Annotated in this window: 23 protein-coding genes; 3 read left to right on the plus strand and 20 right to left on the minus strand. The window is 42.2% G+C overall.

The features are described from left to right. Nucleotides 1-49: 49 nt before the first annotated feature. The 8 genes from dnaK to gpr all read right to left on the minus strand — a co-directional run bounded on the left by dnaK (nucleotide 50) and on the right by gpr (nucleotide 9,822). Nucleotides 50-1,930: a molecular chaperone DnaK gene (gene dnaK, locus OCV88_RS13925; protein ID WP_158426054.1), complete on the minus strand. Its 1,881-nt coding sequence runs from the start codon at nucleotides 1,928-1,930 to the stop codon at nucleotides 50-52. A 38-nt stretch (nucleotides 1,931-1,968) separates the two neighbouring features. Continuing rightward, complete coding sequence (grpE, locus tag OCV88_RS13930; RefSeq protein WP_330671978.1) at nucleotides 1,969-2,607, minus strand: nucleotide exchange factor GrpE; 639 nt, start codon at nucleotides 2,605-2,607, stop codon at nucleotides 1,969-1,971. An 18-nt stretch (nucleotides 2,608-2,625) separates the two neighbouring features. After that, the gene (hrcA, locus tag OCV88_RS13935) at nucleotides 2,626-3,666 is read right to left on the minus strand and encodes a heat-inducible transcriptional repressor HrcA (protein ID WP_158426055.1); all 1,041 of its coding nucleotides are present in this window, start codon (nucleotides 3,664-3,666) and stop codon (nucleotides 2,626-2,628) included. A gap of 268 nt (nucleotides 3,667-3,934) precedes the next feature. Then, complete coding sequence (locus OCV88_RS13940) at nucleotides 3,935-4,576, minus strand: HAD family hydrolase (RefSeq protein WP_158426056.1); 642 nt, start codon at nucleotides 4,574-4,576, stop codon at nucleotides 3,935-3,937. A 1-nt stretch (nucleotide 4,577) separates the two neighbouring features. Next, nucleotides 4,578-5,741 (minus strand): radical SAM family heme chaperone HemW, encoded by a 1,164-nt coding sequence (hemW, locus tag OCV88_RS13945; RefSeq protein ID WP_158426057.1) that lies wholly within the window; start codon nucleotides 5,739-5,741, stop codon nucleotides 4,578-4,580. A 5-nt stretch (nucleotides 5,742-5,746) separates the two neighbouring features. After that, the gene (gene lepA / locus OCV88_RS13950; protein ID WP_158426058.1) at nucleotides 5,747-7,555 is read right to left on the minus strand and encodes a translation elongation factor 4; all 1,809 of its coding nucleotides are present in this window, start codon (nucleotides 7,553-7,555) and stop codon (nucleotides 5,747-5,749) included. 97 nt (nucleotides 7,556-7,652) lie between these two features. Further along, the gene (gene spoIIP, locus OCV88_RS13955; RefSeq protein ID WP_262591366.1) at nucleotides 7,653-8,693 is read right to left on the minus strand and encodes a stage II sporulation protein P; all 1,041 of its coding nucleotides are present in this window, start codon (nucleotides 8,691-8,693) and stop codon (nucleotides 7,653-7,655) included. A gap of 169 nt (nucleotides 8,694-8,862) precedes the next feature. Then, nucleotides 8,863-9,822 carry a GPR endopeptidase gene (gpr, locus tag OCV88_RS13960; RefSeq protein ID WP_158426060.1) on the minus strand — a complete coding sequence of 320 codons (960 nt, stop codon included), beginning with the start codon at nucleotides 9,820-9,822 and terminating at the stop codon, nucleotides 8,863-8,865. A gap of 182 nt (nucleotides 9,823-10,004) precedes the next feature. Between gpr and rpsT the strand changes: the two genes are divergently transcribed. Continuing rightward, nucleotides 10,005-10,268 (plus strand): 30S ribosomal protein S20, encoded by a 264-nt coding sequence (gene rpsT / locus OCV88_RS13965; RefSeq protein WP_158426061.1) that lies wholly within the window; start codon nucleotides 10,005-10,007, stop codon nucleotides 10,266-10,268. Between the two features lie 114 nt (nucleotides 10,269-10,382). Here the strand turns inward: rpsT and holA are convergent, their stop codons facing one another. The 11 genes from holA to argC form a co-directional block, all read right to left on the minus strand. Further along, entirely contained in the window at nucleotides 10,383-11,363 is a 981-nt protein-coding gene (gene holA / locus OCV88_RS13970; RefSeq protein ID WP_158426062.1) for a DNA polymerase III subunit delta, read from the minus strand. A 70-nt stretch (nucleotides 11,364-11,433) separates the two neighbouring features. After that, the gene (locus tag OCV88_RS13975) at nucleotides 11,434-13,812 is read right to left on the minus strand and encodes a DNA internalization-related competence protein ComEC/Rec2 (protein ID WP_262591369.1); all 2,379 of its coding nucleotides are present in this window, start codon (nucleotides 13,810-13,812) and stop codon (nucleotides 11,434-11,436) included. A gap of 4 nt (nucleotides 13,813-13,816) precedes the next feature. Beyond that, on the minus strand, nucleotides 13,817-14,794 hold the full coding sequence (locus OCV88_RS13980; RefSeq protein WP_158426064.1) for a GerMN domain-containing protein: 978 nt from the start codon (nucleotides 14,792-14,794) through the stop codon (nucleotides 13,817-13,819). A gap of 8 nt (nucleotides 14,795-14,802) precedes the next feature. Continuing rightward, nucleotides 14,803-16,230, minus strand: a complete 1,428-nt coding sequence (locus OCV88_RS13985; protein ID WP_158426065.1) for a sensor histidine kinase — start codon at nucleotides 16,228-16,230, stop codon at nucleotides 14,803-14,805. Nucleotides 16,231-16,240: 10 nt separating this feature from the next. Beyond that, complete coding sequence (locus tag OCV88_RS13990) at nucleotides 16,241-16,936, minus strand: response regulator transcription factor (protein ID WP_158426066.1); 696 nt, start codon at nucleotides 16,934-16,936, stop codon at nucleotides 16,241-16,243. Between the two features lie 12 nt (nucleotides 16,937-16,948). Further along, complete coding sequence (locus OCV88_RS13995) at nucleotides 16,949-17,539, minus strand: helix-hairpin-helix domain-containing protein (protein WP_158426067.1); 591 nt, start codon at nucleotides 17,537-17,539, stop codon at nucleotides 16,949-16,951. 136 nt (nucleotides 17,540-17,675) lie between these two features. After that, nucleotides 17,676-18,116 (minus strand): DMT family transporter, encoded by a 441-nt coding sequence (locus OCV88_RS14000; protein ID WP_158426068.1) that lies wholly within the window; start codon nucleotides 18,114-18,116, stop codon nucleotides 17,676-17,678. Nucleotides 18,117-18,213: 97 nt separating this feature from the next. Further along, the gene (locus OCV88_RS14005) at nucleotides 18,214-19,413 is read right to left on the minus strand and encodes an aspartate aminotransferase family protein (RefSeq protein WP_158426069.1); all 1,200 of its coding nucleotides are present in this window, start codon (nucleotides 19,411-19,413) and stop codon (nucleotides 18,214-18,216) included. Beyond that, nucleotides 19,406-20,305: an acetylglutamate kinase gene (gene argB / locus OCV88_RS14010; RefSeq protein ID WP_158426070.1), complete on the minus strand. Its 900-nt coding sequence runs from the start codon at nucleotides 20,303-20,305 to the stop codon at nucleotides 19,406-19,408. The genes OCV88_RS14005 and argB overlap by 8 nt, the downstream gene beginning before the upstream one ends. A gap of 119 nt (nucleotides 20,306-20,424) precedes the next feature. Next, nucleotides 20,425-20,877, minus strand: coding sequence for a GNAT family N-acetyltransferase (locus OCV88_RS14015; protein WP_158426071.1), 453 nt, complete (start codon nucleotides 20,875-20,877; stop codon nucleotides 20,425-20,427). An 11-nt stretch (nucleotides 20,878-20,888) separates the two neighbouring features. Continuing rightward, nucleotides 20,889-21,944 (minus strand): N-acetyl-gamma-glutamyl-phosphate reductase, encoded by a 1,056-nt coding sequence (argC, locus tag OCV88_RS14020; protein ID WP_158426072.1) that lies wholly within the window; start codon nucleotides 21,942-21,944, stop codon nucleotides 20,889-20,891. A gap of 401 nt (nucleotides 21,945-22,345) precedes the next feature. On the opposite strand from argC, the gene OCV88_RS14025 reads away from it, so the two are divergent. Continuing rightward, entirely contained in the window at nucleotides 22,346-23,566 is a 1,221-nt protein-coding gene (locus OCV88_RS14025; RefSeq protein ID WP_158426073.1) for an argininosuccinate synthase, read from the plus strand. Nucleotides 23,567-23,698: 132 nt separating this feature from the next. Here the strand turns inward: OCV88_RS14025 and OCV88_RS14030 are convergent, their stop codons facing one another. After that, complete coding sequence (locus tag OCV88_RS14030) at nucleotides 23,699-25,159, minus strand: ATP-binding protein (protein ID WP_158426074.1); 1,461 nt, start codon at nucleotides 25,157-25,159, stop codon at nucleotides 23,699-23,701. Between the two features lie 271 nt (nucleotides 25,160-25,430). Here OCV88_RS14030 and OCV88_RS14035 point away from each other — a divergent pair, with 271 nt between their 5' ends. Beyond that, nucleotides 25,431-25,811, plus strand: a complete 381-nt coding sequence (locus OCV88_RS14035) for a hypothetical protein (RefSeq protein ID WP_158426075.1) — start codon at nucleotides 25,431-25,433, stop codon at nucleotides 25,809-25,811. Nucleotides 25,812-25,849 lie beyond the last annotated feature (38 nt).

A 25,849-nucleotide genomic window follows, 5' to 3' on the forward strand; every position in this document is an offset into this window, starting at 1 on the left:
AAGAGGCTGAAATAATTTCAGAGCCCCTTTCCAAATGAATCTAAGTTTATTATACCTCTTTGTAATCTGCGTCTACCACGTCGTCGTCCGGACCTGCCTGGTTATATCCACCCATATCCGGACCTGCACCCTGACCGGCAGCTCCCTGAGCGCCCTGGGCAGCCTGAGCCTGCTCATACATTTTCTGGAAAACCTTCTGAGCGCTGTTCATCAGTTTTTCTTTTGCAGCTTTCAGCTCATCAATTTCTGCATCTGTCATCTGCTCTGCATCCGGATGTGCCTCCAGAAGAGCTTTTAAAGCATCCAGATCAGCCTGTACTTCTGCTTTGTCCCCGTCAGAAACCCCTGTACCGACTTCTTCCAGCGCTTTTTCTGTCTGGAATACAAAGGAATCCGCATCATTTCTTGCATCAATTGCTTCTTTTCTCTTCTTATCCTGAGCTTCAAATTCTGCAGCTTCTTTTACTGCTTTATCAATATCTTCATCAGACATATTAGAACCGGCTGTAATGGTAATATGCTGCTCTTTTCCTGTTCCAAGATCTTTTGCAGATACATTTACGATACCGTTGGCATCAATATCAAAGGTAACTTCAATCTGAGGTACTCCACGGCGTGCTGGAGGGATTCCGTCCAGACGGAACTGTCCTAGAGATTTGTTGTCTCTTGCAAACTGACGCTCGCCCTGTACAACGTTGATATCTACTGCTGTCTGATTATCTGCTGCTGTAGAGAAAATCTGGCTTTTCTTTGTAGGAATTGTTGTATTTCTCTCAATCAGTCTTGTTGCTACACCGCCCATTGTTTCAATGGAGAGAGATAATGGAGTTACATCCAACAGTAAGATTTCACCGGCACCTGCATCACCTGCAAGCTTACCGCCCTGGATAGATGCTCCCAATGCAACACATTCATCAGGATTTAATGATTTGCTGGGCTCTTTGCCTGTCAGCTGTTTTACCTTATCCTGAACAGCAGGAATACGTGTAGAACCACCTACCAGCAGTACCTGGCCAAGGTCAGCAGTTGTCAGCCCTGCATCTCTTAATGCGTTCTGAACCGGTGCTGCTGTTCTTTCTACCAGATCATGTGTCAGCTCGTCAAATTTTGCTCTTGTCAGGTTCATATCAAAATGTTTCGGACCTTCAGATGTAGCTGTAATAAACGGAAGGTTGATGTTTGTTGTAGTTGCAGAAGAAAGTTCTTTTTTCGCTTTCTCAGCCGCTTCTTTCAGTCTCTGAAGCGCCATCTTATCTGTGGACAAATCCACGCCTTCCTGTTTCTTAAACTCAGCCAGCATATAATCTGTAATTTTCTGATCGAAATCATCGCCGCCCAGTTTATTATCACCGGATGTGGATAATACTTCGATTACACCCTCGCCGATTTCAATAATAGAAACATCGAAGGTACCGCCGCCTAAGTCATAAACCATGATTTTCTGTTCTTTTTCATTGTCCAGTCCATATGCAAGGGCTGCTGCTGTAGGCTCGTTGATAATACGTTTTACTTCCAGTCCGGCAATTTTACCTGCGTCTTTTGTAGCCTGACGCTGAGCATCGTTAAAATATGCAGGAACAGTAATAACTGCCTCTGATACTTTTTCTCCAAGATAATTCTCTGCATCTGCTTTTAATTTCTGAAGAATCATTGCAGAGATTTCCTGAGGAGAATACTTCTTTCCTTCAATCTCTTTTTTGTAATCTGTACCCATCTCTCTTTTGATGGATGAGATTGTTTTCTCTGCGTTTGTTACAGCCTGACGTTTTGCCGGCTCACCTACCAGTCTTTCACCTGTTTTTGTAAATGCTACTACGGATGGTGTTGTTCTTGCACCTTCTGTATTTGCGATAACTACCGGTTTACCGCCTTCCATAACTGCTACGCAGCTGTTTGTTGTTCCTAAGTCAATACCAATGATTTTACTCATAATAAATTCCTCCTGTTTCAATCAATTCTATCTTTAAATTAGTTGGCAACCTTAACCATGCTGTGTCTTACGACAGAATCCCGATACATATAACCTTTCTGGAATTCTTCAGCAATTATATTTTCACCGAAGTTTTCATCATCAATATGCATTACCGCATTGTGAAGATTCGGATCAAATTCTTTTCCCTCTGTCTCAATCACTGAGACCCCGGCTTCTTCTAAAACCGTCATCATCTGTTTGTAAATCTTTTCCATACCATCTATAAATGGATTCTCTTTTTCTTCCTCCGGTACAGCAGCAAGACCTCTTTCAAAGTTATCTACAACCGGCAGAATCTTTTCAATGATATTTCTGGCACCGGTCTCAAACATCTGGGATTTTTCTTTTTCTGTTCTTTTACGGAAGTTATCAAACTCTGCCATCTGACGCTTCACTTTATCTGTAAGTTCTTCAATCTGAAGATCTTTTTTATCCTTTTTTTCTTTTTTATCTTTACGGAATTTTCTTTCTTTTTTATCCCCTTGTTCTGTTTCCTCTTCTTTCACAGCTTCCTGTGCTGCATCTTGTGTATCGGCCTGTGCACACGCTTCTTCTTTTGTCTCACAGCCGGCAGCTTCTTCCTGCATGTTGTCTTTTACTTCCTCTGTTTCCAGATTCTGTTCATTCATTGCCATCGGACTTCTCCTTTCCGTCTACTCATCCTTCGATTTTTTAAACATTTCATCCAGCTGAACTTTCAGAGTTTTTAGATTATCTACCACATTCTCATAATCCATCCGCTTCGGTCCTACAATACCGATGGTTCCCTGGATTCCTTCTCCCAATTCATAGGTAGCGGTAACTACACTGCAGTCACGCATTTTCTGAATGGGGCTTTCATTTCCAATATATATCTGTATCCCTGTATTTTCCTCACCTGACATCGTTTCCGCAAGGAAATCTTTCAGTTCCTGTTTTTCCTCAAATGCGGAAATCAGCTCGCTTGCCTTCTGAGAATCGCTTAACTCCGGATACTTAAAGATGTTGGTTGCTCCGCTGGTATATACTTCTAGCTCCTCATCCTCCCGTATGGCCTCAGCCACTGCGTCCAGAATATCATTGACGATATGGCTGTGGATGCCGGCCTGTTCTTTTAATCTGGAAATCGTAGCCAGATTAATCTGTTCCAGCATCAGACCGTTCAAGCTGCTGTTTAATAAAATATTCAGCTTTAACATCGCCTCGTTATCAAGGAGCTCATCTATCTGAATCATCCGGTTTTTCACAATATTATTGTCAAGAACAATCACCGCTAGAACCTGTGTCTCATCCACAGCTGAAAGCTGGATAAATTTCACTTTTCCACTGTGAACCTGAGGCGCAGAAATCATTGTGGCATAATTAGTATTTGCCGCCAGCATTTTGGCCACCTGCTTCAACACCTGCTCCATCTTCTCGGTGCGCTCAATCACAAAGGCTTTCATCTCTGTAACTTCCCGCTCCTTTTCCAGCATCAGATTATCTACATAAAAACGATAACCTTTGTCAGAGGGAACCCTGCCGGCAGATGTGTGGGGCTGTACAATGTATCCTAACTCTTCTAAATCAGACATTTCATTTCGAATGGTAGCTGAACTCAAACTCAGATCCGAATATTTTGAAATGGTTCTAGACCCAACCGGCTCCCCGGTCTGCAGATATGTCCGGATAATTGCATTCAAAATTTTTGTTTTTCTTTCATCCAATTCATTCATTCCGGACCTCCCTGTTCTTGTTAGCACTCATTAAATTAGAGTGCTAATATGTTCTGTACATAATGTAGCACCAACAAATAGCATTGTCAACACTATTTTTTAAAGTTTTAAAATTTTCTCAGTGATTTAACTATACGATAGACGACTGCACTTTGCACCAGTACCCGCCGCCACCCAAAGTGTATGCTTATGCTGTCAGGAAGTTTGGAAACTTTCCTATAATAAAACAAGAACCCGGCTTTTTCGGATTCCTGTTCCTATTAATATACTATAAATAATTTAAAATTTCAGGCAGTGTCTGGGCAACACCATACAGCATTGGTACAATCTCTTCTTTGGGCAAAGCCAGATCTACAACAACGACAGTTCTGCATCCTGCCCGAATGGCAGATAGCGCTCCGTTATCCGAATCCTCCACAGCCATGGCCTCCTCTGGAGCAATCCCAAGCTGTTCACAGGCTGACAGATAAATATCCGGCTGGGGTTTCCCATGCTTTACCATAGAAGTAGTCAAAATCCGGTCAAACAGCGAATATACCCCTGTCTGCTTTAAAAATTCTTCCGCCCGGGTTTTGTCACTGGCAGTGGCAATTGCTGTTTTTATTCCCATTTTGTTCAGCCGGCTGACAGTTTCACCAACGCCGGGCTTTGCTTCTATTCCATATTTATCTGTATATTCCTTCATTCTCTTCCTGCGGACCATCCGGATTTTTTCAGCGTCCTTATCAGTTCCTAGAATCTCTTTAAAATAAGCAGGGGCATATTCTATCCCCAGACTCCTTAAATGCAGCAGCTGTTCTAAGGTCACCGAATACCCGCATTCCTCAATAGCCACATTCCAAAACCTGGTATACAGTTTTTCCGTATCCAGCACCACACCGTCCATATCAAATAATACTGCTTTTATCATATTACTCTTCCATTAAAAACTGTGAAAATACATAGTTGCTGATATCAATTCCCTGTTCCGTAAGACGAATCATTCCCTGGTGCTCTTCTAGCAGCCGCTCTCCCTCAAGCTTTTGAAGCACTTCACCATAAACATTTTTAAGGCTGACGGAAAAATGTTTCAAAAAATCCGCCCCGGAAACTCCCTGCATCAAACGCAGCCCCAGAAACATAAATTCTTCCATCTGTTCCTGTTTGGTCAGTTTCTGAGGTTCCTCTTCCCCAATGGTGCCATCTAAATAGGAAGAAAGACTGCCCTCATTGGCAAACCTGCAGTTATCAATCAGAGAAGATGCACCGATTCCAAGGCCTAGGTAATCTGTCCGGTTCCAGTATCCTATATTATGGATACACTGTCTGCCGGGTTTGGCATAATTGGATATTTCATACCGTTCATATCCCTTCTCAGCCAAAAATTCTCTTGTAAAACGGTACATTTCCCGCTCCTCTTCTTCTGTGGGCAGAAACAAAGGCTGTCCGCCCTTTTGTCTGGTCTCATCATCATAGCCATATATTTTATAAAATGGCGTACCTTCCTCAATGATCAGACTGTAAGCGGAAATATGCTCCGGTTTTAAAGAAACCACTTTTTTAAGAGTCCGCTCCCAGCTTTGCAATGTCTGCCTTGGAAGGGCCGACATAAGATCTACATTAATATTATGAAATCCGCATTTTCTTGCACAGTCAAAACTTTCCAGAAAATCTTCATACGTATGGATTCTTCCAAGGAGCTTCAGCTCCTTATTTTCAGCTGACTGCAGTCCCATGCTCAGCCGGTTTACCCCTGCATGTTTATAACTTTTCAGTTTCCCGGCATCCAGGGTTCCCGGATTACACTCAACCGTTATCTCAGCTTCCCGGTCCAGAAAAAAATTTTCTCTCAGACAATCCAGGATTCCTCTGATATCTCCCGTGGGAAGAATCGACGGCGTTCCGCCTCCAAAAAAGACAGAACATACCTTTCTGTCTTTATATTTCCCGGCCTTTTTTTTAATTTCCTCTTTCAGCCGCCGCACATATGCCTGCTTCACCAAACTGTCTGCAGGCATAGATAAAAAATCACAGTACGAGCATTTCTGCACACAAAATGGAATGTGTACATACAATTCTAACTTTTTCAATGTCATCCCTTCTATTTATCATCCAGCTTCAAAACGCTCATAAATGCCTTCTGGGGAATTTCCACATTTCCGATCTGACGCATCCGCTTCTTTCCTTCCTTCTGTTTTTCCAGAAGTTTTCGTTTTCGGCTGATATCTCCGCCATAGCATTTTGCAAGTACATCTTTTCGCATGGCCTTTACTGTTTCTCTGGCGATGACTTTGCCGCCTACCGCAGCCTGGATGGGTATCTCAAATAAATGACGGGGAATTTCCTCTTTTAATTTCTCGCACATCTTTCTGCCGCGCTCATAGGCGCTTCCTGAAAATACAATAAAGGACAAAGCATCTACTTCTTCTTTATTTATAAGGATGTCCAGCTTTACAAGTTCTGACTTGGCATAGCCTTTCATCTCATAATCAAAAGATGCATACCCTCTGGACCTGGATTTCAGCGCGTCAAAGAAATCGTAAATGATCTCATTTAACGGCAGATCATATTTGATCAGCGCACGGGTTTCTTCCATATATTCCATACTTAAGTAAATGCCTCTGCGCTCCTGGCACAAATCCATAATAGCACCGATATATTCGCTGGTTACCATAATTTCCGCCGAAACCATGGGCTCCTCCATAAAATCTATTTCCGAAGGATCCGGAAGATTGGAGGGATTGGTCAGCTCTATGACCGTGCCATCGGTTTTATGAACTTTATACACTACCCCCGGAGCAGTGGTTACAAGATCCAAATTATATTCCCGCTCCAGACGCTCCTGGATAATTTCCAGATGCAGCAGTCCTAAAAATCCGCACCGGAAACCAAATCCCAGGGCAATTGATGTCTCCGGTTCAAACTGTAAAGACGCATCATTTAACTGAAGTTTCTCCAGAGCGTCTCTAAGATCCGGATACTTGGCCCCGTCTGCAGGATACAGTCCGCAGTAAACCATAGGATTTACTTTTTTATACCCGGGAAGAGGCTGGCTGCAGGGCTCTTTTCTATTGGTAATCGTATCCCCCACCTGAGTATCTTTCACGTTTTTCAGACTGGCAGTAATATATCCAACCATGCCTGCAGACAGCTCTTCACAGGGAATAAACTGTCCCGCTCCAAAATATCCTACCTCTACCACATCTGCACTGGCTCCTGTGGCCATCATTTTAATAGGAGTCCCGGCTTTTACCGTCCCTTCCTTGATCCGGCAAAAGACAATGACGCCTTTATAAGAATCATACAGGGAATCAAAAATCAACGCCTGAAGAGGCGCTTTTGGATCCCCGGCAGGAGCCGGAATCTTTGTTACGATCTGCTCTAACACCTCATCAATATTCAAACCTGTTTTTGCGGAAATCAGCGGGGCATCCTGGGCTTCAAGGCCGATAACATCCTCAATCTCATCAATAACACGCTGGGGCTCTGCACTGGGCAGATCAATTTTATTAATGACAGGCATGACATCCAGATCATGATCCAGCGCCAGATACACATTGGCCAGTGTCTGGGCCTCTACCCCCTGGGCCGCATCCACCACAAGAATGGCGCCGTCACAGGCTGCAAGACTTCTTGACACCTCATAGTTGAAGTCCACATGCCCCGGTGTGTCAATCAGGTTAAAAATATATTCTTCCCCGTCTCTGGCTTTATAGATAATCCGGACAGTCTGGGCCTTGATGGTAATTCCTCTCTCCCGCTCCAGCTCCATATTATCAAGCACCTGCGCCTGCATCTCCCGGCTGGTGAGCAGTCCTGTTTTTTCTATAATCCGGTCTGCCAGCGTGGACTTTCCATGGTCAATATGGGCTATAATACAAAAATTTCTGATTTTACTCTGATCTATCACAGTTTCATCCCTCTGCTTTCTCAACCGGCAGCCAGGCCGCCGTCAAACTCATTTTAATCAGAGCTAGTATAGCATGTGTAGATTTTATTTGTAAAGGCTAATTCTCACCGGAAAGAACGCTGTCAAGCACCTCTGCTAAGGGTTCCATGGCGTTTTTCGCTTCCTGCAGCGTATTTGTCTGGGCACCCACTTCCACCAGAAGTGATTTTGGACGGTAATGCATATTATACCGATATCCTTTTAAATAAATCTTTCTTGCAAATCCCGGATATTGCTGGGTGGCCTGAAGCTGCAGCTGAAAGGAGAAAGCAAGGTTATCCGCAATATACGGATTATGTAAATAGTCGATATCCCCCACCGCAGTGGTGCGGCTTAAACCATTAAAAAACATAACCTGAGCCATTTTCTTTCCATTGGTCTCTGTCACCAGTTTCGTATTTCCATTTACCCCGTCCCGGTGAAGGTCAATGACAACTTCAATACTTGGATTTTTGGCCAGAATTTTTTCCAGCGCCGGCCCGGCCACCGAATAGGCATTATCCCGGTCCTTGTCATACGTTCCCCGGTCATGAATCACATTGTAGCCATATTTCTCTTTCAGAAGTTTCGTCAAATAATCTCCCACTCCTACTACCGTGGTGGACAGATCACCACTCTTGCTGTCTTTATACCCTTCCAGGGAATGGGTATGATAAATCAGAATCTGGGGTTTTGAATTATCCTGAGATAATTTACAGTCTTTTTTCAGCAGACTATCTGCATTCAGCTGAGAGCTCTTAATCGTTGTGGTTTTATCCACTGTATAAAATTTCTGAAGCAGGTAGTCAAAATCCTTTAATTTATCTTTGGATATAGTAACAGGCTGATCTTTTTTACTGCTTTTTTCGTTTTCTTCTATTACAGTTTCCTCGGAAACCGCCGCTTCATTTTCAGACGCCGCTTCCTGGGCGAGAATTGTCTCGTAATCCAGATCGCTTTCTGTCTGGGTTTTATAGATAGTTTCTGCTGCTGTCTCTGTATACAGTGGATTCTCTGCTGCTAAAGCAGGTGATATATTCTGGAACATGGAAAAACAGGTTTCATACTTAATATTCTGAAAGAACTCTCCGAACTCAAACCTGGTCACTAAAATTAACATACACAAAAAAGCTGCTATACTGCATAACAGCTTTTTTGCGGCTTTTTTTTGATTTATATGGTATTTTTTTCTCCAATATTTTTGTCGCTTCATTCATTTCCCCATCTCACACTCATGTTTGGTTTATCAACTGGTCACCATTATTTAATATATGAGTGAATTTTTGAAATTATGACACCTGTCCCAAAAAAGCCATATTTAACCCTTCCGCAACGGTAAAACTCATCTGATTAATGGAAGCATCAATATCTTTCGGTGTCACAAACATATTATTCAGCTGAGGAGACAATAATTCCCGCACCAGATCTTTTTGTTCTGCTTCATTTAATGCATTCCAGGAACTGCTCAGCACCCGCATGGATTCTGACTCCGCCAGGGCGTCCACTAAGCTGCTCATAGAATCATTAACAATGGTCACCGCCTCCACAACTGTAGGTATGCCGATAGCTATCACCGGAATCCCGATGGTATCTCTTGTAATACTATTGCGGTGATTGCCAACTCCAGACCCCGGATTAATCCCTGTATCAGTAATCTGTATGGTTCGTCCAAGACGTCTGGCGCTTCTGGCCGCCAGTGCATCAATGACAATCAGTACATCAGGTTTTATATTTTCTACAATTCCCTGGATTATTTCGACGGTTTCCATTCCGGTCTGTCCCATAACCCCGGGAACAATACTGCTGATATAAGGGGTATCCGGATCCTCATAGGCATAATGTCCAAATTCTTTGATCATATGTCTTGTAATACAGAGGTGGTCCACAGTCTGAGGACCAAGGGCATCTGGCGTTACCATACGGTTCCCGAGACCTGCAATCAGCACGGACAGCTTTTCCTTGTTTTTATCGGGAATCATTTTCTTTAAAACCTCCGACAGCTGAATGGATACTTCCCTGTGTCCTCTCTCATCCGGCTGGCTCATGGCGGATGCTTCTAAGGTTACATAAACTCCCTTTGGCTTTCCCATCTGCTTTGCCGCATTTTCAGTCTCAATGTGTACCGTTGTAATTCTGATATCATCCTTTTCTATATAAGACTCTTCCACCCGTACCCCTTTTGTTTCCTCCTGCTTTTCCTGGATCCGTTCATTTTCCTCCAGTGCAAGATCCGTTCTGACCTGATTCATAATTTCCCCTTCTCCTTTCACAATGCTGTGATTTTTCATTATTTTTCGCAAAAATAAGGGAAATATGTATTGACATTTAGAATAACGTGAATTATCATATATGAGTATGTTTACATTAGAACGTCCGTGTCCGGCTTTAATGAAACAATCAAACGATATTCCAAGCATGGGAGGTGTACAGATTGGCTAACATTAAATCAGCAAAGAAAAGAATTTTAGTTACAGCTACTAAAACAGAAAGAAATAAATCTATCCGTTCAGCAGTAAAGACTGCTATGAAAAAAGTAGAAGCAGCTGTTGTTGCTGGAAATAAAGATGATGCACAGACAGCTTTAGCTGCTGCAACATCTGAAATCAATAAAGCAGCATCCAAAGGTGTTTATCATAAAAACAATGCTTCTAGAAAAGTAGCTCGTTTAGCTAAATTAGTAAATACAATGGCTTAATTTTAAGCATTACAGGGGAGTTTAAAGAACTTCCTATCACCAAAAAAGGCAGTTGATCCCGTCAGTCAGCTGCCTTTTTTTGTTTCCCATATTCTCACTGCATCTAAAATGCGCCTATTTCCCGCTGCAGGTTACAATCAGCAATTCTACTGCCAGCTGATCTCCCATCCGCCCGGTTTTCACATCTTCTTCCGCCTGTATTCCGGCCTTTATGGCTTCCATTACCTGCTCAAGATTAAAGTTCTTTGCCTGCTGAATATTTTTCTTCAGAGCAAATTCCGGCACTCCTGCTTTTTTCGCAATAGTCCGATTGTCATATCCTTTTTTCGCCAGTGTTTTCACCTGCAGAAGAATCTGAAACTGCCGGACAATCAAAAACAAAATCCGCATGGGAGGCTCCTTTAACGCAACAAGGTCATAATATAAATCCAGAGCCTGTTTCTGCTCTTTTTTGGCAATAGCATCTACCATTGCAAAAATCTGATTGGTAGTCTGTCCGCAGCAGACAGCTGCCACATCTTCCGCCTCAATGACATCTCTTCCCCAGGTATAGCAGATCAGCTTTTCAAGCTCCCGTTCTATGTTTTCCATGGAAGTTCCTGCCTGGGCCATAAACTGCTGCAGTACATTTCCGGTAATCTTTTTATTCTCTTTTTTCAGATTCTGCAGAATCCATTTTGCCAGAACTTCATCTCTCTGGACTCGAAATTCTGCCGTCCCGCCGATCTTATGAACAGCCTTGTACATTTTTCCCCGCTTGTCTACTTCTTCCTCTGCAAAAATCAGCACAGATGATTCCGGCATGTCGGGAAGATACGCGGCCAGATCATCACAGGCGTGTTTAAAAAATCCGCTGTTTTCCACCAGTATTACCCGGCGCTCTGCAAAAAAAGGCAGAGTTTCTGCAAGGTCAATAATCTCTTTGGGGTTAATTCCTTTTCCCTGGTATTTTGAAATATTCATGGTATCAGAAGGATCTGCCAGTGTATTTAACAGGCGATCCTTATACATCTTCAAAAGATACCGCTCTTCTCCATACAATAAATATGCTTTTTTATAGATTCCGTTTTTTAAGTCTTCTTTTAATTTTAACATAGCTCCATTTTAGCATACGAAACCAAAGGGAACAAGCCCGCCTCACTTCCTTTGCCGCAGGTGCCTGTTCCTATTTTCTTAAAAATCCTTCTGCTTTCAGTACTCCATTTTGACAGCTAAATGTGATCTGTCCTGACTGTGCCGTGGTGAGAATACGGCTTTTTGCTTTTCTGATACGCATCAAAGCTTCCTTGTGAGGATGGCCGTACCGGTTCTTTTCTCCACAGGAAATAATTGTAATGCCGGGATTGATATCCTTTAAAAATAAATCACAGCTGGAGCCTTTAGAGCCGTGGTGAGCAGCTTTCAAAATATCAGTTTTAGGAAGCCGGTAACGCTTTGCAAGCTGCTGCTCCTGCTCTGCCCCGATATCCCCCGTCAGCAGAGCTGAAATATCCTTGTATTTCAAAAAAAGAACCAAAGATTTTTCATTTCTGTCCAAAGAAGCACTTTCTGTGTCAAGACAGGTAAGCTGCAGGGATTCTGTAGAAATCCGGTCCCCGCCTTTCATATATGTCACCGGGATATTTCTGGCAGCTGCCCTGCCTGTCAGTGTTTTCCACGCCTCATCTTCTGGCATAGCCTCAGATAATACAAGGCGTTTTACCGGATAGCTGCCATCTAAAATTTCTAAAAGACCGCTGATATGATCCTCATCCCCATGGGAAACAAACCATGCATCAATACGCCTGACTTTCTTTGACTTTAAAAAGGATAAAATCTGATAATTTCCTACATTTTTCTGGCTGGTACTTCCTCCGTCTATAAAAAAATTTTTTCCCTCTTTCGTTCCGATAAAAATTCCATCTCCCTGTCCCACGTCCAGAAAAGTCAGTTCAAACCTTCCCGGTACAGGCAGCCCCAGCAGCAAAAGTAAAAAAATACCTGGTACTGCCAGAATATATTTACTTCTGATATTCCCCTTTTTGTCCTTCTGCTTTTGCCGCCATACAATCACTGCCGACGCAATGGCAAGAAGCAGAAAGTAAATGCCAATGCCAGGCAGTCCGGGCTTTCCTGTAATCCATACTGCATATGGCAGCTTCTGCATCAGTAAACAGACCCCCTCATAAAAACGCAGAATTCCGTGACAGGGAAAAAACAGCACCCAGCTGACCTTAATTCCGGCTGCCCCCAAAATCCCGCCGGCAATACCAAAGGCAAGAAGCACTCCCGCAAAAGGCAGAATCAGCACATTGGCAGGTACAGAGTACAGAGGAATCTCATAATAATAGCAGGCATTTAACGGAAGCGTCATCAGCTGTATACAGCTGCTTGTTTTTATGGTATTAAAAATACCTGCCAGCCTGTTTTTAACGGTATTGCTGATGTTACTGGCATTGTTAAATTTACCTCTGCTGTCCTTCCTGCTGTGTTTAACATTATTCTGAAACAGCCGGCCAAGCCCCGCAGCCCCAAGCACCGCCAGAAAAGAAAACAAAAATCCTGCATTCCACAAAGCCTGCGGATTGCCCCACAAAAGAAACAGAGCTGACACAGAAAGGGCGCAGAACGAATCATAACTTCTTCCCAGAATCTCTGCTCCCAAAAACAGCAAAAACATCAGTCCTGCCCTTACGGAAGACATTCCTGCTCCGCTCATAATGCAAAACAGGCATACTACAATTCCGCCGGAGAGGGCTCCTCCAAAATAGCCAAACATTAGTTTTCTTAAAATGCGGTAAATTCCCATACCAATCATAGAGATATGCAATCCGGATATGGCCAGAATATGAGAGATCCCGGAATCCGAATAGAGATCTTTCACAGATGCTTCCAAAAGAGATTTATCTCCCAGGGCCATAGCTGCCATAATTCCCGCATCCTTTTCACTCAGCGTCCTGCTGTATACATTACGAATCTGTTTTCTTAACCGGTATAAAGCCTCCGGCAGAGAATATTTTTTAACAGAATTTACCCTAAGCTCCTCAGGGTAAAGTACCGCTGACACGCCAATGCTGTATTGATAATTTCTTTCATGGTAAGCTCCCTGATTTCTGGCGGTCCTTAACTGTGTCATACCGCCCTGGCCAAAAACTTCTGCTCCTGCAGGCACCTCATCTGTTTCCCAATAAACTACAATCTGCTTTGCCGGATATGTATCATCTTCTGTATCAATTTCTGCATTCTTTAAATAGTAAGCAAACTGCTCACCCTTCACCTCTTTTTTCTTGACAGTTCCCCTAAAGCGAATATTTGTGCCTTCTTCAATCTGCTGTATTTTCGTAAGTTTCAGATACTCTGTCTCATAACGAAAGGCTCCAAGACAAAAGAAAGCCAGAAGCATTCCGCTTCTGACTATCATTCGTAACTTTTCTTTTCTGCAATTATAATTCATAAAAACTACAGCAGCAATTCCTCCAGGAATCATAAACCGCTCCGCCTCAGAGACTGTTAAAATTCCGGTTATAAATATAACCCCAAGACTGCAGACAAATCGTCTGTCCAACTGTTTAACGCGCCTCCTTCTTTTCTTCATTTACAATTTTTACATCTTCATTTTCTTCCGTCACAAGATCTAGATCCTGCTGATACTGAACAGATAAGCTGTATTTTTCACGATATATCATATTCGTTTCTCCATTTACAGAAATCTGTACCGTGTCAATGGAGGGCAGCGCAGTCAGGGAATCCACAATGGAATAAATTACTACAGGCTCTGAAACCTCAAAATCATGTACCAGAAAACCTTTATCAAAATTTACCAGGCATACTCCCTCTAGAACCGATACATTAATCAGCTGTGTTCCTTCCGGGATCGTCCGTTTCGCATTGGAAGACTGGGGCCCGTCCATAAGGCGTTCTACCACAAGCTTTTCCACAGAAACATTACTGCTGGAATACACCTTCTGAGTCTCTTTTACAAGCCCTCTGCCGTTTTCCGTGGCAAAATATAAGGTAACGTCCGATTCCTGAACATTCTTAATCTCTTCTCCGGGATTATCCACAAAACTGTCCCGGGTCATAACCCCTACCACTTCGTTATTTGCATTGGTCAGGGCCACACGGTCCACATAAAAGGAAACCCCTGTAATCTCCTCCAGCTGCAAAAATGTCCGGGCAATGCCCCCTCTGCATAAAATCTCTTCCACTGGTTTCATTTCAGAATATTTTTTATTAAAATACAGCTTCAGCATATGGTCTTCATACTCATATTTTTCAATCTTTATATCGTCGGAAAAGAGCCTTGTATATTCTACATCCTGAGAATCCGCCTCAAGCCGCTTTATAATCTCCTGAATCTTACCTTCTGTATCGTCCGATTTCAGCTCATATGCTTTCGGGACAAGACTGTTTTTATTTTCATTCAGATAAAAAATATGAAACGCTGAGGCACTGCCTGTTTCCTCTCCGCAGCCAAAGACCGGCATAAAAGCTGCTGCTAAAATGATGGCAATAATGATTTTTATCCATCCTGCTTTCTTTTTCATTGATCTTCCTATCCCTCAATATAATTTAACGGTATCCGGACAATAAAGGTTGTCCCCTCTCCTTCTATACTGTGAACTTTAATGGCACCTCTGTGCATAATTACCGCATTTCTTGTAATGGCAAGACCAAGTCCGGTCCCTCCGATCTCTCTGGAGTGGGACTTATCCACGCGGTAAAAACGTTCAAAAATATGGGCCTGGGAATCCGGCGGAATCCCAATTCCGTTATCCTCCACTTTCACATAAAAATTCTGGTAATCTGCATTCAGTGAAACGTGAACCCAGCCTTCCGGATTATTATACTTAATGGCATTCTCTATTAGATTAGAAAGAGCCAGTGAGAGCTTTACTTCGTCCACTTCCGCCGAAACCGGACGAAAGCTTTCTAAAACCAGTTCCACATCTGCTTTTTTGGCAATGGGCCGCAGCCGCTTCATAATCAGTTCCAGCAGTTCGTTGATATTCATAGTCTCAATATTCATATCGGAGGCCGACTTATCCATTTTTACAAGTGAAAGCAGATCGTTGATGATTTTATTTTCTCTGTCAATTTCTTCCCCGATATCCTGCATAAATTCCTTGTAAAGCTCCACCGGTACATCTTCCTGTCCGTTTAAGGAATCTGCAAGTACTTTCATGGAAGTCAGGGGTGTCTTTAATTCATGGGACACATTGGAAACAAACTCCTGTCTGGAACTATCAAGAAGCTGCATCCTCTCCAGCATTTTTTTGCAGGCCTCTGATATCAATGCAGTTTCCGTAAAGGAATTGACTTTCATAAATTCATCCGCATAGCCGGACTGCACATCATTAATAGATTTTGTAAGTTTGCTGAAGGGCCGCACAAGACGCATGGAAATGGCAAATCCAAATACAAATATAATAATCCCTAAGACTACCTGTATGGCAAGATATGTATTTTTCAAATCATCCAGCATAGTAAGTATGCTGTCTGTAGAGACGCTGATCAGCATAACCCCAAGTGTTTCTTTATTTTTTTCATCTGTAAGAGGAACTGTAAGTTCGATATAACGGTTCTCGGAATCATACTTTGTAACCAGCTCCCCCTGATAAGCACGAATGACTTCTTCTGAAAGAATGGTTTTGTCCTGGTCCAGGTTATATGTATCCTTGACCACCCGAAAAACATTATTAATCAACATCACACGTCCGTCATACAAGTTAGATAACTGGGTCAGCTGAGCGTTTAACTCTTCTGACATTGTATCTTCCAGATAATTACTGCCTGCCAGCTGTGTTGCAAAAAGCTGGGCTTGACTGGAAATCTCAGCCGTCCTCAGCTCCACTGCACGTTCCTCATAAGTATTTAAAAGAGCTGCCCTCAGCAGAAAACTGGGGGCAAAACCAAAAATAAACAACAGGATAAAAAATCGGAATCTCAAACTTATTACAAAACGGTACAAATATTTAAACATAAAATAACACCTATTTCTCAGACTGATAATAGTATCCTACACCCCATTTTGTATGTACATACTTTGGCTCGCTTGGATTCTTTTCTACCTTTTCACGAAGACGTCTCACATGAACATCCACAGTCCGTACATCTCCCGGATATTCATAGCCCCAGACAAGATTCAAAAGATTCTCACGGCTGTATACTTTATTCGGATTTTTCATAAGCAGTTCCATCAGGTCAAACTCCTTGGCGGTCAGATTAATCTCTTTTCCAAGAATAAACAGTCTTCTGCTCTCGCAGTCAATCTTAATATCACCATTTTCAATGACATTTGGATCTTCCTTTTTCTCTTCCGGTTTGCTCACCCGGCGCATAATTGCTTTGATCCGTGCTTTAACCTCAAGGATATTAAAGGGTTTCGTAATATAATCATCCGCGCCGTATTCCAGTCCCAGAATTTTATCCATATCATCGCCTTTTGCTGTGAGCATGACAATAGGAACTGCAGAAAAATCACGAATCTGCTGGCAGACTTCAAATCCGTCCATTTTCGGAAGCATTACATCAAGCAGAATGATATCATACTCATTTTCCTTTGCCATTGCCAGTGCTTCCTCTCCGTCATATGCACAGTCCACTTCCATTCCATCCTGAATCAGACTGAACCGGATCCCTTTCACAATTAATTTTTCGTCATCTACCACAAGTACTTTCTTTGCCATGTCCACACCTCTCTACACTGTAATATGGTCTTTGATCTTTTCGAAGGTCCCTTCTTTGATGCCTTCCACATTCATAATATCTTCTATCTTTTTAAAACTTCCGTGCTCTTCTCGGTATCTGATGATACTTTCTGCTTTGCCCTGTCCGATGCCGGTAAGGGAAGTCAGCTTTGCAGCATCTGCCAGATTAATGTTTACCTTCCCGTCAGATGCCTCCACTTTCGTTTCCCCATCTGCCTGCTTTTCTGCTTCTTCTATGGAAGGAATACGAACCATCTGTCCGTCTGAAAGCTGCTGGGCCTGGTTCACTGCGCTGATATCCGCCTGGTCCGTAAGTCCTCCTGCCAGCTCCACCAGTCTGAAAATCCGTTCCCCGCCGGAAACAGCATATACCCCCGGACGTTTCACCTCTCCGCAGATATAAACATAAATCTCTTTGGTATCCTCCGCTTCCGTTTCATCCTCAGCCTTCTTGTTCTCATCTGACTGTTCCAGCTCTTCCTGGGAAACCTCTGTTTCCAGCAGTACTTCCCTGTTCCAGGAACATCCCGAAGACAGAAAAAATACTGCTGCCACAAACAACCCAAGCATTTTTTTCTGCATTTTTGCGCGCCCTCCTTTATCATCTGTTCTGACAATAAAAGAGTCTCTCAGCACCGCATATTTTCATCATATCTGACTTTTAAATTTATTACAAGTGCAATTTATGAAATGTGAATCATTATATGCCCGCAGCCATTTATGAGGATCTTTCCCATTGAAAAATAAGAATACCTCCGATGGCTACCGCCAGTCCGATGATCTTTTGTATAGAAAAATCTGCTTTTTCTGTTCCAAACCACCCAAGCACCTCAATCAGATAGGCAAAGGCTATCTGTGCAATGACAATAAAAAGCACCGCCTTGGCCGGCCCCAGCATAGACATGCTTTTGATAACAGTCAATGTAATCAGCGCCCCGATCACACCTCCTAAAAGCATGTACTTTGGCTGGACTTTAAATAATAATGAAAACTGATCTCTCCCTGTCACCAGCCAGCCGATAATACAGACCACCAGAGCCGTGGCCTGTACCCAGCTGTTAGAAACCCACAGGCTGGTGGATTTCGTTACTCCTGTATTAAATACACCCTGTACACTCATACAGGCTCCCGATAAAATAGCAATAAAAATTCCAATCATAGCTGCCTCCAAAAATTTTACTTTCTGATAGGTTTTCCTGTGATTGGAAGATTTATACATGTTTTACAGAAGCTTACATCTGAAACATCCTGTTGTTTTACGCTTCTATTTGTGCAAATACTTTATCAAGCTTCTCTGCCATCTCATCCACGTGGCTTTTTTCAATAATCAGCGGCGGAACAAACCGAAGAACATCAGATCCTGCAGTAATTATTATCAGCCCCTCCTCCAGAGCTTTCGCTGCAGCCTTTCCAACCGGAACGTTAAGTACAAGCCCCTGCATCAGTCCAAGTCCCCGTCTTGCTGATACAAATTCATATTTTTCCACCAGAGCGTCCAGCGCATGTTCCAGGTATGGCGCAACCTCCTGCACATGTTCCAGAATGTTTTCTTTTTCCATCAGGTCAAAAACCGTGCTGACTGCCGCTCCCACCAATGGATTTCCTCCATAGGTTGTTCCGTGGTCTCCCGGCACTAAAGACTTCTCTGCTGCTTTTTCCGTCATTAAAAATGCTCCCACAGGAACACCGCATCCAAAGGCTTTTGCACAGGTCATAATGTCAGGCTTTACATCATAATGCTGCCATGCAAACATTTTTCCGGTACGCCCCATACCGCACTGAATTTCATCCGTCACCATCAAAATATCATGTTCATCACAAATTTTTCGGATTCCTTCTATAAACTCTTTCTCTGCCGGATAAATACCGCCCTCTCCCTGTACTGTCTCAAGAAAAATGGCGCAGGTTTTCTCTGTAATCTGTTTTTTTACACTGTCCAGATCATTATATTCGGCAAAACGCACTCCGGGAATCAGCGGTTCAAAAGGTTCCTGATAATGCCTGGTTCCCGTAATAGACAGTGCTCCAAGACTTCTTCCATGAAACGCATGATTCATAGCAATAATCTCATGTCCTGCATGTCCGTCTCTTGTATAAGCATACTTTTTAGCTGCCTTCATGGCTCCTTCAATGGCTTCTGTTCCACTGTTGGTAAAAAAGATCCGGTCCATTCCGGAGGCTGCCAGCGCTTTTTTGGCGGCTTCAATTACAGGAGTATTATAGTATAAATTAGAGGTATGAATCACCTTATCAATCTGTGCTTTTAAAGCATCATTATACTCTTTTTTCCCGTATCCAAAGGCGCTTACCGCAATGCCTGCTGCAAAATCCAGATATTTTTTTCCGTCAGTGTCGTACAGATACACACCTTCTCCCCTTTCCAGCACCACCGGAAAACGGTTATAGGTATGCAAAAGCTCTTCTTCTGCGCAATTCATATATTCCTGTTTATTCATGATAAAACTTCGTCTCCTTTTCTCCTAAAATGGCCGTTCCGATACCTTTATTTGTAAAGATCTCAAGAAGCAGACAGTGAGCAATCCGTCCGTCCAGAATATGTACCCTCGAAACGCCATTCATAATTGCATCAATACAGCTGTTTAATTTTGGAAGCATTCCGCCGCCGATATTTCCGGAAGCTAAAAGCTCCTTTGCCTCATTCACTGTCAGCTCTGAAATCAGACTGTTCTTGTCCTGGGGATCTTTATATACACCTTCAATATCTGTTAAAAATGCCAGTTTTTCTGCCTGAACGGCTTTTGCAATGGCACACGCCGCATCATCCGCATTAATATTGTAAGTGTCAAACTGCTCATCAAGACCAATAGGGCATACAATCGGAAGAAAATCTTTTTCCAGCAGATCATAAAGAATTTTGGGATCTACCTCTGTAATTTCACCTACATAGCCGATATCTTTTCCCTGGCTGTATTTTTTCTGTACCTTTAACAGGCCGCCATCCTTGCCGCTGATACTGATGGCTTTTACTCCCAGCTCTTCCACCAGCGTTACAAGGGATTTGCCCACGCGGTTTAATACCATTTCCGCAATTTCCATGGTAGCTTCATCTGTTTTTCGAAGACCATTGATAAAAACAGGTTCCATTCCGGATTTTTCCACCCATTTACTGATCTCTTTTCCGCCTCCGTGTACAATAATAGGCTTAAATCCAACCAGCTTTAACAGCGTCACATCCTGAATGACATGTTTTTTTAATTCCTCGTCAATCATGGCGCTTCCGCCGTATTTCACAACAATAATTTTTCTGTTAAAACGCTGAATATAGGGCAGCGCTTCAATTAATACCTCTGCTTTTTCAAGAACTTCGGCCATATTTTTCTCTTCCATGAAATAATACCTCTTTTCTTCCTCTTTATAATATTCCGTTAACATCCGATAAATCTTTTTTACTTCACAGCTTAATCCGTACAGCAATTTTTATTCTATCAGCTTACATCTGTATTATTTTACTCATTAAACTTTGTAATATTTTCTTCATTCAGCCCAAACTCAAAGTAATTAATATCACTGCGCTTTGTCCAGCCTACATGCTCCCAAAACACATTTCCCACTTCATTTTTCTTAAATGCAATCAGGTTCACTTTATTAATATGCTCCGCCTGGAGCGCACGCATGGCTGCTGTAGCCATTTGTTTCCCGATCCCGTGTTTCCGGTATTCTTCTTTTACGCAGACATGATAAAAGCAGCCGCTGCGGCCGTCGTGTCCGCACAATATAGAACCTACGATTTTACCATCCGCTTCCGCTACCATGCTGGTAGTTGGATTTCTTTTCAGAAAACGCCTGGTTCCCTCCCTGGAATCATCTAAAGATCTTAAGCCAAATCCCCTGATGGTTTTCCATATCTCAAATACACAGTCATAATCTGCTATGGTCATCGGCCGGATTTTTATTTCCATCCTCTTCCTCCTTACGGGAACATAGGTACCAGTTCAAGTCCTTCTGACTCTTTTAGGCCAAACAGCAGATTCATATTCTGCACTGCCTGACCGGCAGCCCCTTTTACAAGATTGTCCAAAGCTCCCATCATAATAATCCGTCCGGTTCTCTCATCTATTTTAAAATTAATATCTACAAAATTGCTGCCTTCCACCCATTTGGTTTCCGGAACAACCCCCGCATCAAGAACCCGGACAAATTTTTCTTCTGCATAATATTTATCATAAACAGCCCGGATCTCTTCTGAGGAAGGCAGACTCCCATCTGCTTTTCGTTTCAGGGAAGCATACTCTGTTGCCAGAATTCCCCGGTTCATAGGTACCAGATGGGGGGTAAAATTAATTACAATTTCCCTTCCCGCCGCATAACCCAGCTGCTCCTCGATCTCCGGAGTATGGCGGTGGGATGCCACACCATATGCTTTCATATTTTCATTTACTTCACAAAACAAATTTGAAACCTTAGCTCCTCTTCCGGCCCCTGAAGTACCTGATTTCGCATCCACAATCAGAGTATCCGGATCAATCAGTCCTTCTTTTACCAGTGGATAAGCTGTCAAAATAGAACACGTGGTATAGCAGCCCGGATTAGCTACCAGCCTGGCTCCTTTTACCTTTTCTCTGTTTATTTCACAAAGTCCGTAAACTGCTTCTTCTATAAACTGCGGACTTTTATGTTCAATACCGTACCATTTTTCATAAACAGCTGCATCCTTAATTCTGTAATCGGCGCTTAAATCTACTATTTTTACCTGCTTTAAAATCTCCTCTGTTAAAACAGATGCTAAAAATCCCTGGGGCGTCGCCGTAAAAATTACATCTACCTGTTTTGCAAGTTCATTCAGATTATCATCCATACAGGATGCATCCACCAGCTGAAACATATTCTGATATACAGAAGCATATTTCTGGTCAATATAACTTCTGGATCCATACCATTTGATTTCCACTTCTTTATGCCCCAGCAAAAGCCGCACCAGCTCTGCTCCCGCATACCCTGTGGCTCCGATAATTCCTGCTTTTATCATTTTAAAGACCTCTTTTCCCGGTTCCTGTCCGCGATTTATTCATTTATACATTTATAATGCATAATTATTCATTTTTAACTGTATAAAAACAACAACAATACTCCACAGTTAAAAAACAATAGTAAATATATCACACTTCTTCATATATTTAAAGGATTTTCTTTCATTTTTTTATTTCTGTACTCTTTGTACAGGATATTGTATATTTATGTATGATATATGTATATTTTTTCACTTGCGCCAAAATTTAATTTGTAGTATATTATCTGTAGTTCTCTAGTCCGGACGATGAAACACCGGATGGATTTACCGGGGCACAGCGCCCGGTTATTTCACAGGCAGCTTTCACGCTTTCCTGTAAGACGAAAAAATTCTATATACATAAAGGAAGGAATCTTGTTATGAAAGAAAAAGTTGTTTTAGCTTATTCAGGCGGACTTGATACAACCGCAATTATCCCATGGCTGAAAGAAAATTACGATTATGAAGTCATCTGCTGCTGCGTAGACTGCGGACAGGAAGAGGAATTAGACGGTCTGGAAGAAAGAGCAAAATTATCCGGCGCATCCAAATTATATATTGAGGATATTACAGATGAATTCTGCGACGACTATATTGTTCCATGTGTTCAGGCCGGCGCAGTATATGAAAATAAATATTTACTGGGAACCTCTATGGCCCGCCCGGGAATCGCAAAAAAATTAGTTGAAATCGCAAGAAAAGAAGGCGCTACTGCAATCTGCCACGGCGCTACCGGCAAAGGAAATGACCAGATTCGTTTCGAGCTTGGTATCAAAGCTCTGGCTCCGGATTTAAAAATCATTGCAGCATGGCGTCAGGACGCATGGACCATGCAGTCCCGTGAAGAAGAAATCGAATACTGTAAAGCTCACGGTATCGACCTTCCGTTTTCTGCTGACAGCAGCTACAGCCGCGACCGTAACTTATGGCATATCAGCCACGAGGGACTGGAACTGGAGGATCCGGCTGTTGAGCCAAACTATGATCATGTATTAGTTTTAGGCGTAACACCTGAAAAAGCTCCGGAAGAAGGCGAATATGTAACAATGACCTTCGAAGCAGGCGTTCCAAAAACTGTAAACGGAAAAGAAATGAAGGTTTCCGATATTATCCGTGAGTTAAACCGTTTAGGCGGCAAACACGGTATCGGTATCATTGATATCGTAGAAAACCGTGTGGTAGGAATGAAATCCCGGGGTGTTTATGAAACACCGGGGGGAACCATTCTTATGGAAGCACATCAGCAGTTAGAAGAACTTGTTCTTGACCGCGCTACCATGGAAGTAAAAAAAGACATGGGCAACAAAATGGCTCAGATCTGCTATGAAGGAAAATGGTTTACCCCTCTTAGAGAAGCAGTTCAGGCTTTTGTGGAATCCACACAGAAATATGTAACCGGTGAAGTGAAATTCAAACTTTACAAAGGCAACATTATCAAAGCTGGAACCACTTCCCCACACACTCTCTACAGTGAGTCTTTAGCAAGCTTCACAACAGGAGAACTTTATGACCACCATGACGCAGAAGGATTTATCACACTCTTTGGACTTCCTTTAAAAGTCCGGGCTATGAAAATGGCAGAAGCTGAGAAAAATAATTAATCTGTTATAAAAGGAAAAGAAAAAACTGTACCCTGATAGTAAGACACACAAAAAAGCTGTATTGAACTATTAGGGTACTTTCTTGTTTATATAATAACAAAAAATAAACATCATTTTCAAATCTTTTTAATACTACATTCTTCCGTTTTGCCCATCAGCCTCGGCCTTCCCCAGCAAATACAAAAACGCAATTGCAGGTACTCGAAAAACAGGCACTTTTGTTTCATGTCTGGTAACACCAAAATCATCTAATTGCTTCGTAATAAGAAAGGCATTTGTAATCTTTGACTTTTCATCTTTACATAATTCCACAATAGCATCCGTGGCAGGGATATGAGAATTATTGCGGTATTTAACTTCACAAAGAATTTTCTCACGAGGCAGCTCCACCACCACATCAACCTCTTTCTGATTATCCTTTGCCTTTCTAAAATACCCCAGTTGCGCCGTGCTTCCCTGATAAAAAGACACAATATGTTTATATACAGTAGTTTCTACCATAGCTCCCAGTTCTTTTTCATCTGACAGCACATCGTCAATCATCAATACTGCATTGCGGATAGCTGCATCTGCAATAAAAATTTTTGGTTTTCCTTTTAATGCCCCTTTGCTTCCTACATTCATTGGTTTTGCCAGATAAAGAAGATTAGACATTTCAAGGGCTTCAATATAACTGTCAATGGTAGCAACAGAAGTATTTTCTAATTCCTTAGCTGCCGTTGTCACGCTGAAAATCTCAGTAGAATTCATACAAAGATATAAAAACAATTTTTCCATCAAAAGTGGACTCCGAATATTAAATAAAGTAAGCACATCCCGCTTAATAACTTTATCTACCACATCCTCACGCAGCATCCTTTGTGCATAAATATCATCATCAGACAATACAAGCTCCGGAAAACCTCCTATCATTAAGTAGCGATTAAAATGTCCCTCTAAGGATGCAAATCTGGCCATTAAATCTCCCAGCTGTGCTTTACTCATTTTAATCAGCTTTGTAATTCGAAGTTTATCAGGCAGAACCGGTTCCTCAAGCTGTAACAAACGGCAATACTCGTAAAACGACATTGTCGGTATTTTCAAAACATTCCATCTTCCCGTCCCACTATCCGCCGCCCCCTTTTCCAGTATTGGACTCGCCGATCCCGTTGCAGTTAGACGAATATCTTTTCTGCTGTCATAAATAACTTTCATCCACAATTCCCAATGTTCCGTATATTGAATTTCATCAAAAAAAATATAACGTGTCCCCTGAATTGGATAAAGCGATTCATAAATAGAAAGTACCATTTCCACATTGACTAATTTTACAATTGGATTATCAAAAGATACATACAAAATATTTCTGGTATTTATTCCGTTTTCAATCAGGTTATTTATCATCTGATACATAATTGTTGTCTTCCCCACACGTCTCGCTCCGGACAGTACGGCAAACCGACGTATCGTATTATGTTTCATTATTCTGAGTGCTTCATCGTACGCAAGTCGTTTTTGCGGTTTACACTCATCCTTTATTGCCGCTGGGTTGAGCCACCATGGATTATACTTACGCAACACCTTAATAACCTGTTCATCGCTTACAATAGCCATAAATGCACCTCCATACTTTTACTATTCCCCGGAAAAATCAATATTATACTTTGTTATTTTCTTGGGAGTTATGCAAGTATATTATAACAACAGTCAATCGCAAAGTACAGAGATAAGATCAGATTTTTCAGCATTATTTTTCTATGCACCACTTCATTCCTTCTTCTTAATCACTAAAAAACCTCTGCTCAAGCCCCATATTTCCCTTCTGGCTATTTTCCTCAATTTCCGCTATAATAATTCCTGATAATACAAATCGGAGGAAGTATACATGAGCACAAATAAACCTATTACCGATCCGGACATGATCCCGGATTTTATTAAAGAGCAGCTTATGAAACCAAATGCATTTGCAGAACTTATCGGAGACGAAGAGGCTTCTGCTGCCTCTTATTTTAAATCGGAAAGCCGAAAGGAAATGAGACGCTTTTACTTAAATTATCCTGCCATTGATCCAAATGGCACAGAGCTTCGTCTGTATGTGGAAATCGAAGTAGATGAAGAAGATCCAAGTTATCTCAACTATTGGATCGGATGTGAGGAACACCCCAGAAAACGGTATATTGCTTCTGTTCAGGGAAACCTGGATCAGGAGTCACTTTTGGATATTGTTAAGATTAAACATCTGAATATTTATTTAAAGGAATTATAATAACATGCCCCGCAGCAGCTATACAGCCGCCGCGGGGC

This window comes from Brotonthovivens ammoniilytica (genome assembly GCF_025566885.1).
Taxonomy (GTDB): domain Bacteria; phylum Bacillota; class Clostridia; order Lachnospirales; family Lachnospiraceae; genus Brotonthovivens; species Brotonthovivens ammoniilytica.

What these genes read in the sequence shown, in the direction of transcription:
- dnaK (WP_158426054.1), bottom strand. Translation starts at nt 1,930, where the DNA reads ATGAGTAAAATCATTGGTATTGACTTAGGAACAACAAACAGCTGCGTA.
- grpE (WP_330671978.1), bottom strand. Translation starts at nt 2,607, where the DNA reads ATGGCAATGAATGAACAGAATCTGGAAACAGAGGAAGTAAAAGACAAC.
- hrcA (WP_158426055.1), bottom strand. Translation starts at nt 3,666, where the DNA reads ATGAATGAATTGGATGAAAGAAAAACAAAAATTTTGAATGCAATTATC.
- OCV88_RS13940 (WP_158426056.1), bottom strand. Translation starts at nt 4,576, where the DNA reads ATGATAAAAGCAGTATTATTTGATATGGACGGTGTGGTGCTGGATACG.
- hemW (WP_158426057.1), bottom strand. Translation starts at nt 5,741, where the DNA reads ATGACATTGAAAAAGTTAGAATTGTATGTACACATTCCATTTTGTGTG.
- spoIIP (WP_262591366.1), bottom strand. Translation starts at nt 8,693, where the DNA reads ATGTTAATTTTAGTGACCAGGTTTGAGTTCGGAGAGTTCTTTCAGAAT.
- gpr (WP_158426060.1), bottom strand. Translation starts at nt 9,822, where the DNA reads ATGAATCAGGTCAGAACGGATCTTGCACTGGAGGAAAATGAACGGATC.
- holA (WP_158426062.1), bottom strand. Translation starts at nt 11,363, where the DNA reads ATGTTAAAATTAAAAGAAGACTTAAAAAACGGAATCTATAAAAAAGCA.
- OCV88_RS13980 (WP_158426064.1), bottom strand. Translation starts at nt 14,794, where the DNA reads ATGAAAAAGAAAGCAGGATGGATAAAAATCATTATTGCCATCATTTTA.
- OCV88_RS13985 (WP_158426065.1), bottom strand. Translation starts at nt 16,230, where the DNA reads ATGTTTAAATATTTGTACCGTTTTGTAATAAGTTTGAGATTCCGATTT.
- OCV88_RS13990 (WP_158426066.1), bottom strand. Translation starts at nt 16,936, where the DNA reads ATGGCAAAGAAAGTACTTGTGGTAGATGACGAAAAATTAATTGTGAAA.
- OCV88_RS13995 (WP_158426067.1), bottom strand. Translation starts at nt 17,539, where the DNA reads ATGCAGAAAAAAATGCTTGGGTTGTTTGTGGCAGCAGTATTTTTTCTG.
- OCV88_RS14000 (WP_158426068.1), bottom strand. Translation starts at nt 18,116, where the DNA reads ATGATTGGAATTTTTATTGCTATTTTATCGGGAGCCTGTATGAGTGTA.
- OCV88_RS14005 (WP_158426069.1), bottom strand. Translation starts at nt 19,413, where the DNA reads ATGAATAAACAGGAATATATGAATTGCGCAGAAGAAGAGCTTTTGCAT.
- argB (WP_158426070.1), bottom strand. Translation starts at nt 20,305, where the DNA reads ATGGAAGAGAAAAATATGGCCGAAGTTCTTGAAAAAGCAGAGGTATTA.
- OCV88_RS14015 (WP_158426071.1), bottom strand. Translation starts at nt 20,877, where the DNA reads ATGGAAATAAAAATCCGGCCGATGACCATAGCAGATTATGACTGTGTA.
- argC (WP_158426072.1), bottom strand. Translation starts at nt 21,944, where the DNA reads ATGATAAAAGCAGGAATTATCGGAGCCACAGGGTATGCGGGAGCAGAG.
- OCV88_RS14025 (WP_158426073.1), top strand. Translation starts at nt 22,346, where the DNA reads ATGAAAGAAAAAGTTGTTTTAGCTTATTCAGGCGGACTTGATACAACC.
- OCV88_RS14030 (WP_158426074.1), bottom strand. Translation starts at nt 25,159, where the DNA reads ATGGCTATTGTAAGCGATGAACAGGTTATTAAGGTGTTGCGTAAGTAT.
- OCV88_RS14035 (WP_158426075.1), top strand. Translation starts at nt 25,431, where the DNA reads ATGAGCACAAATAAACCTATTACCGATCCGGACATGATCCCGGATTTT.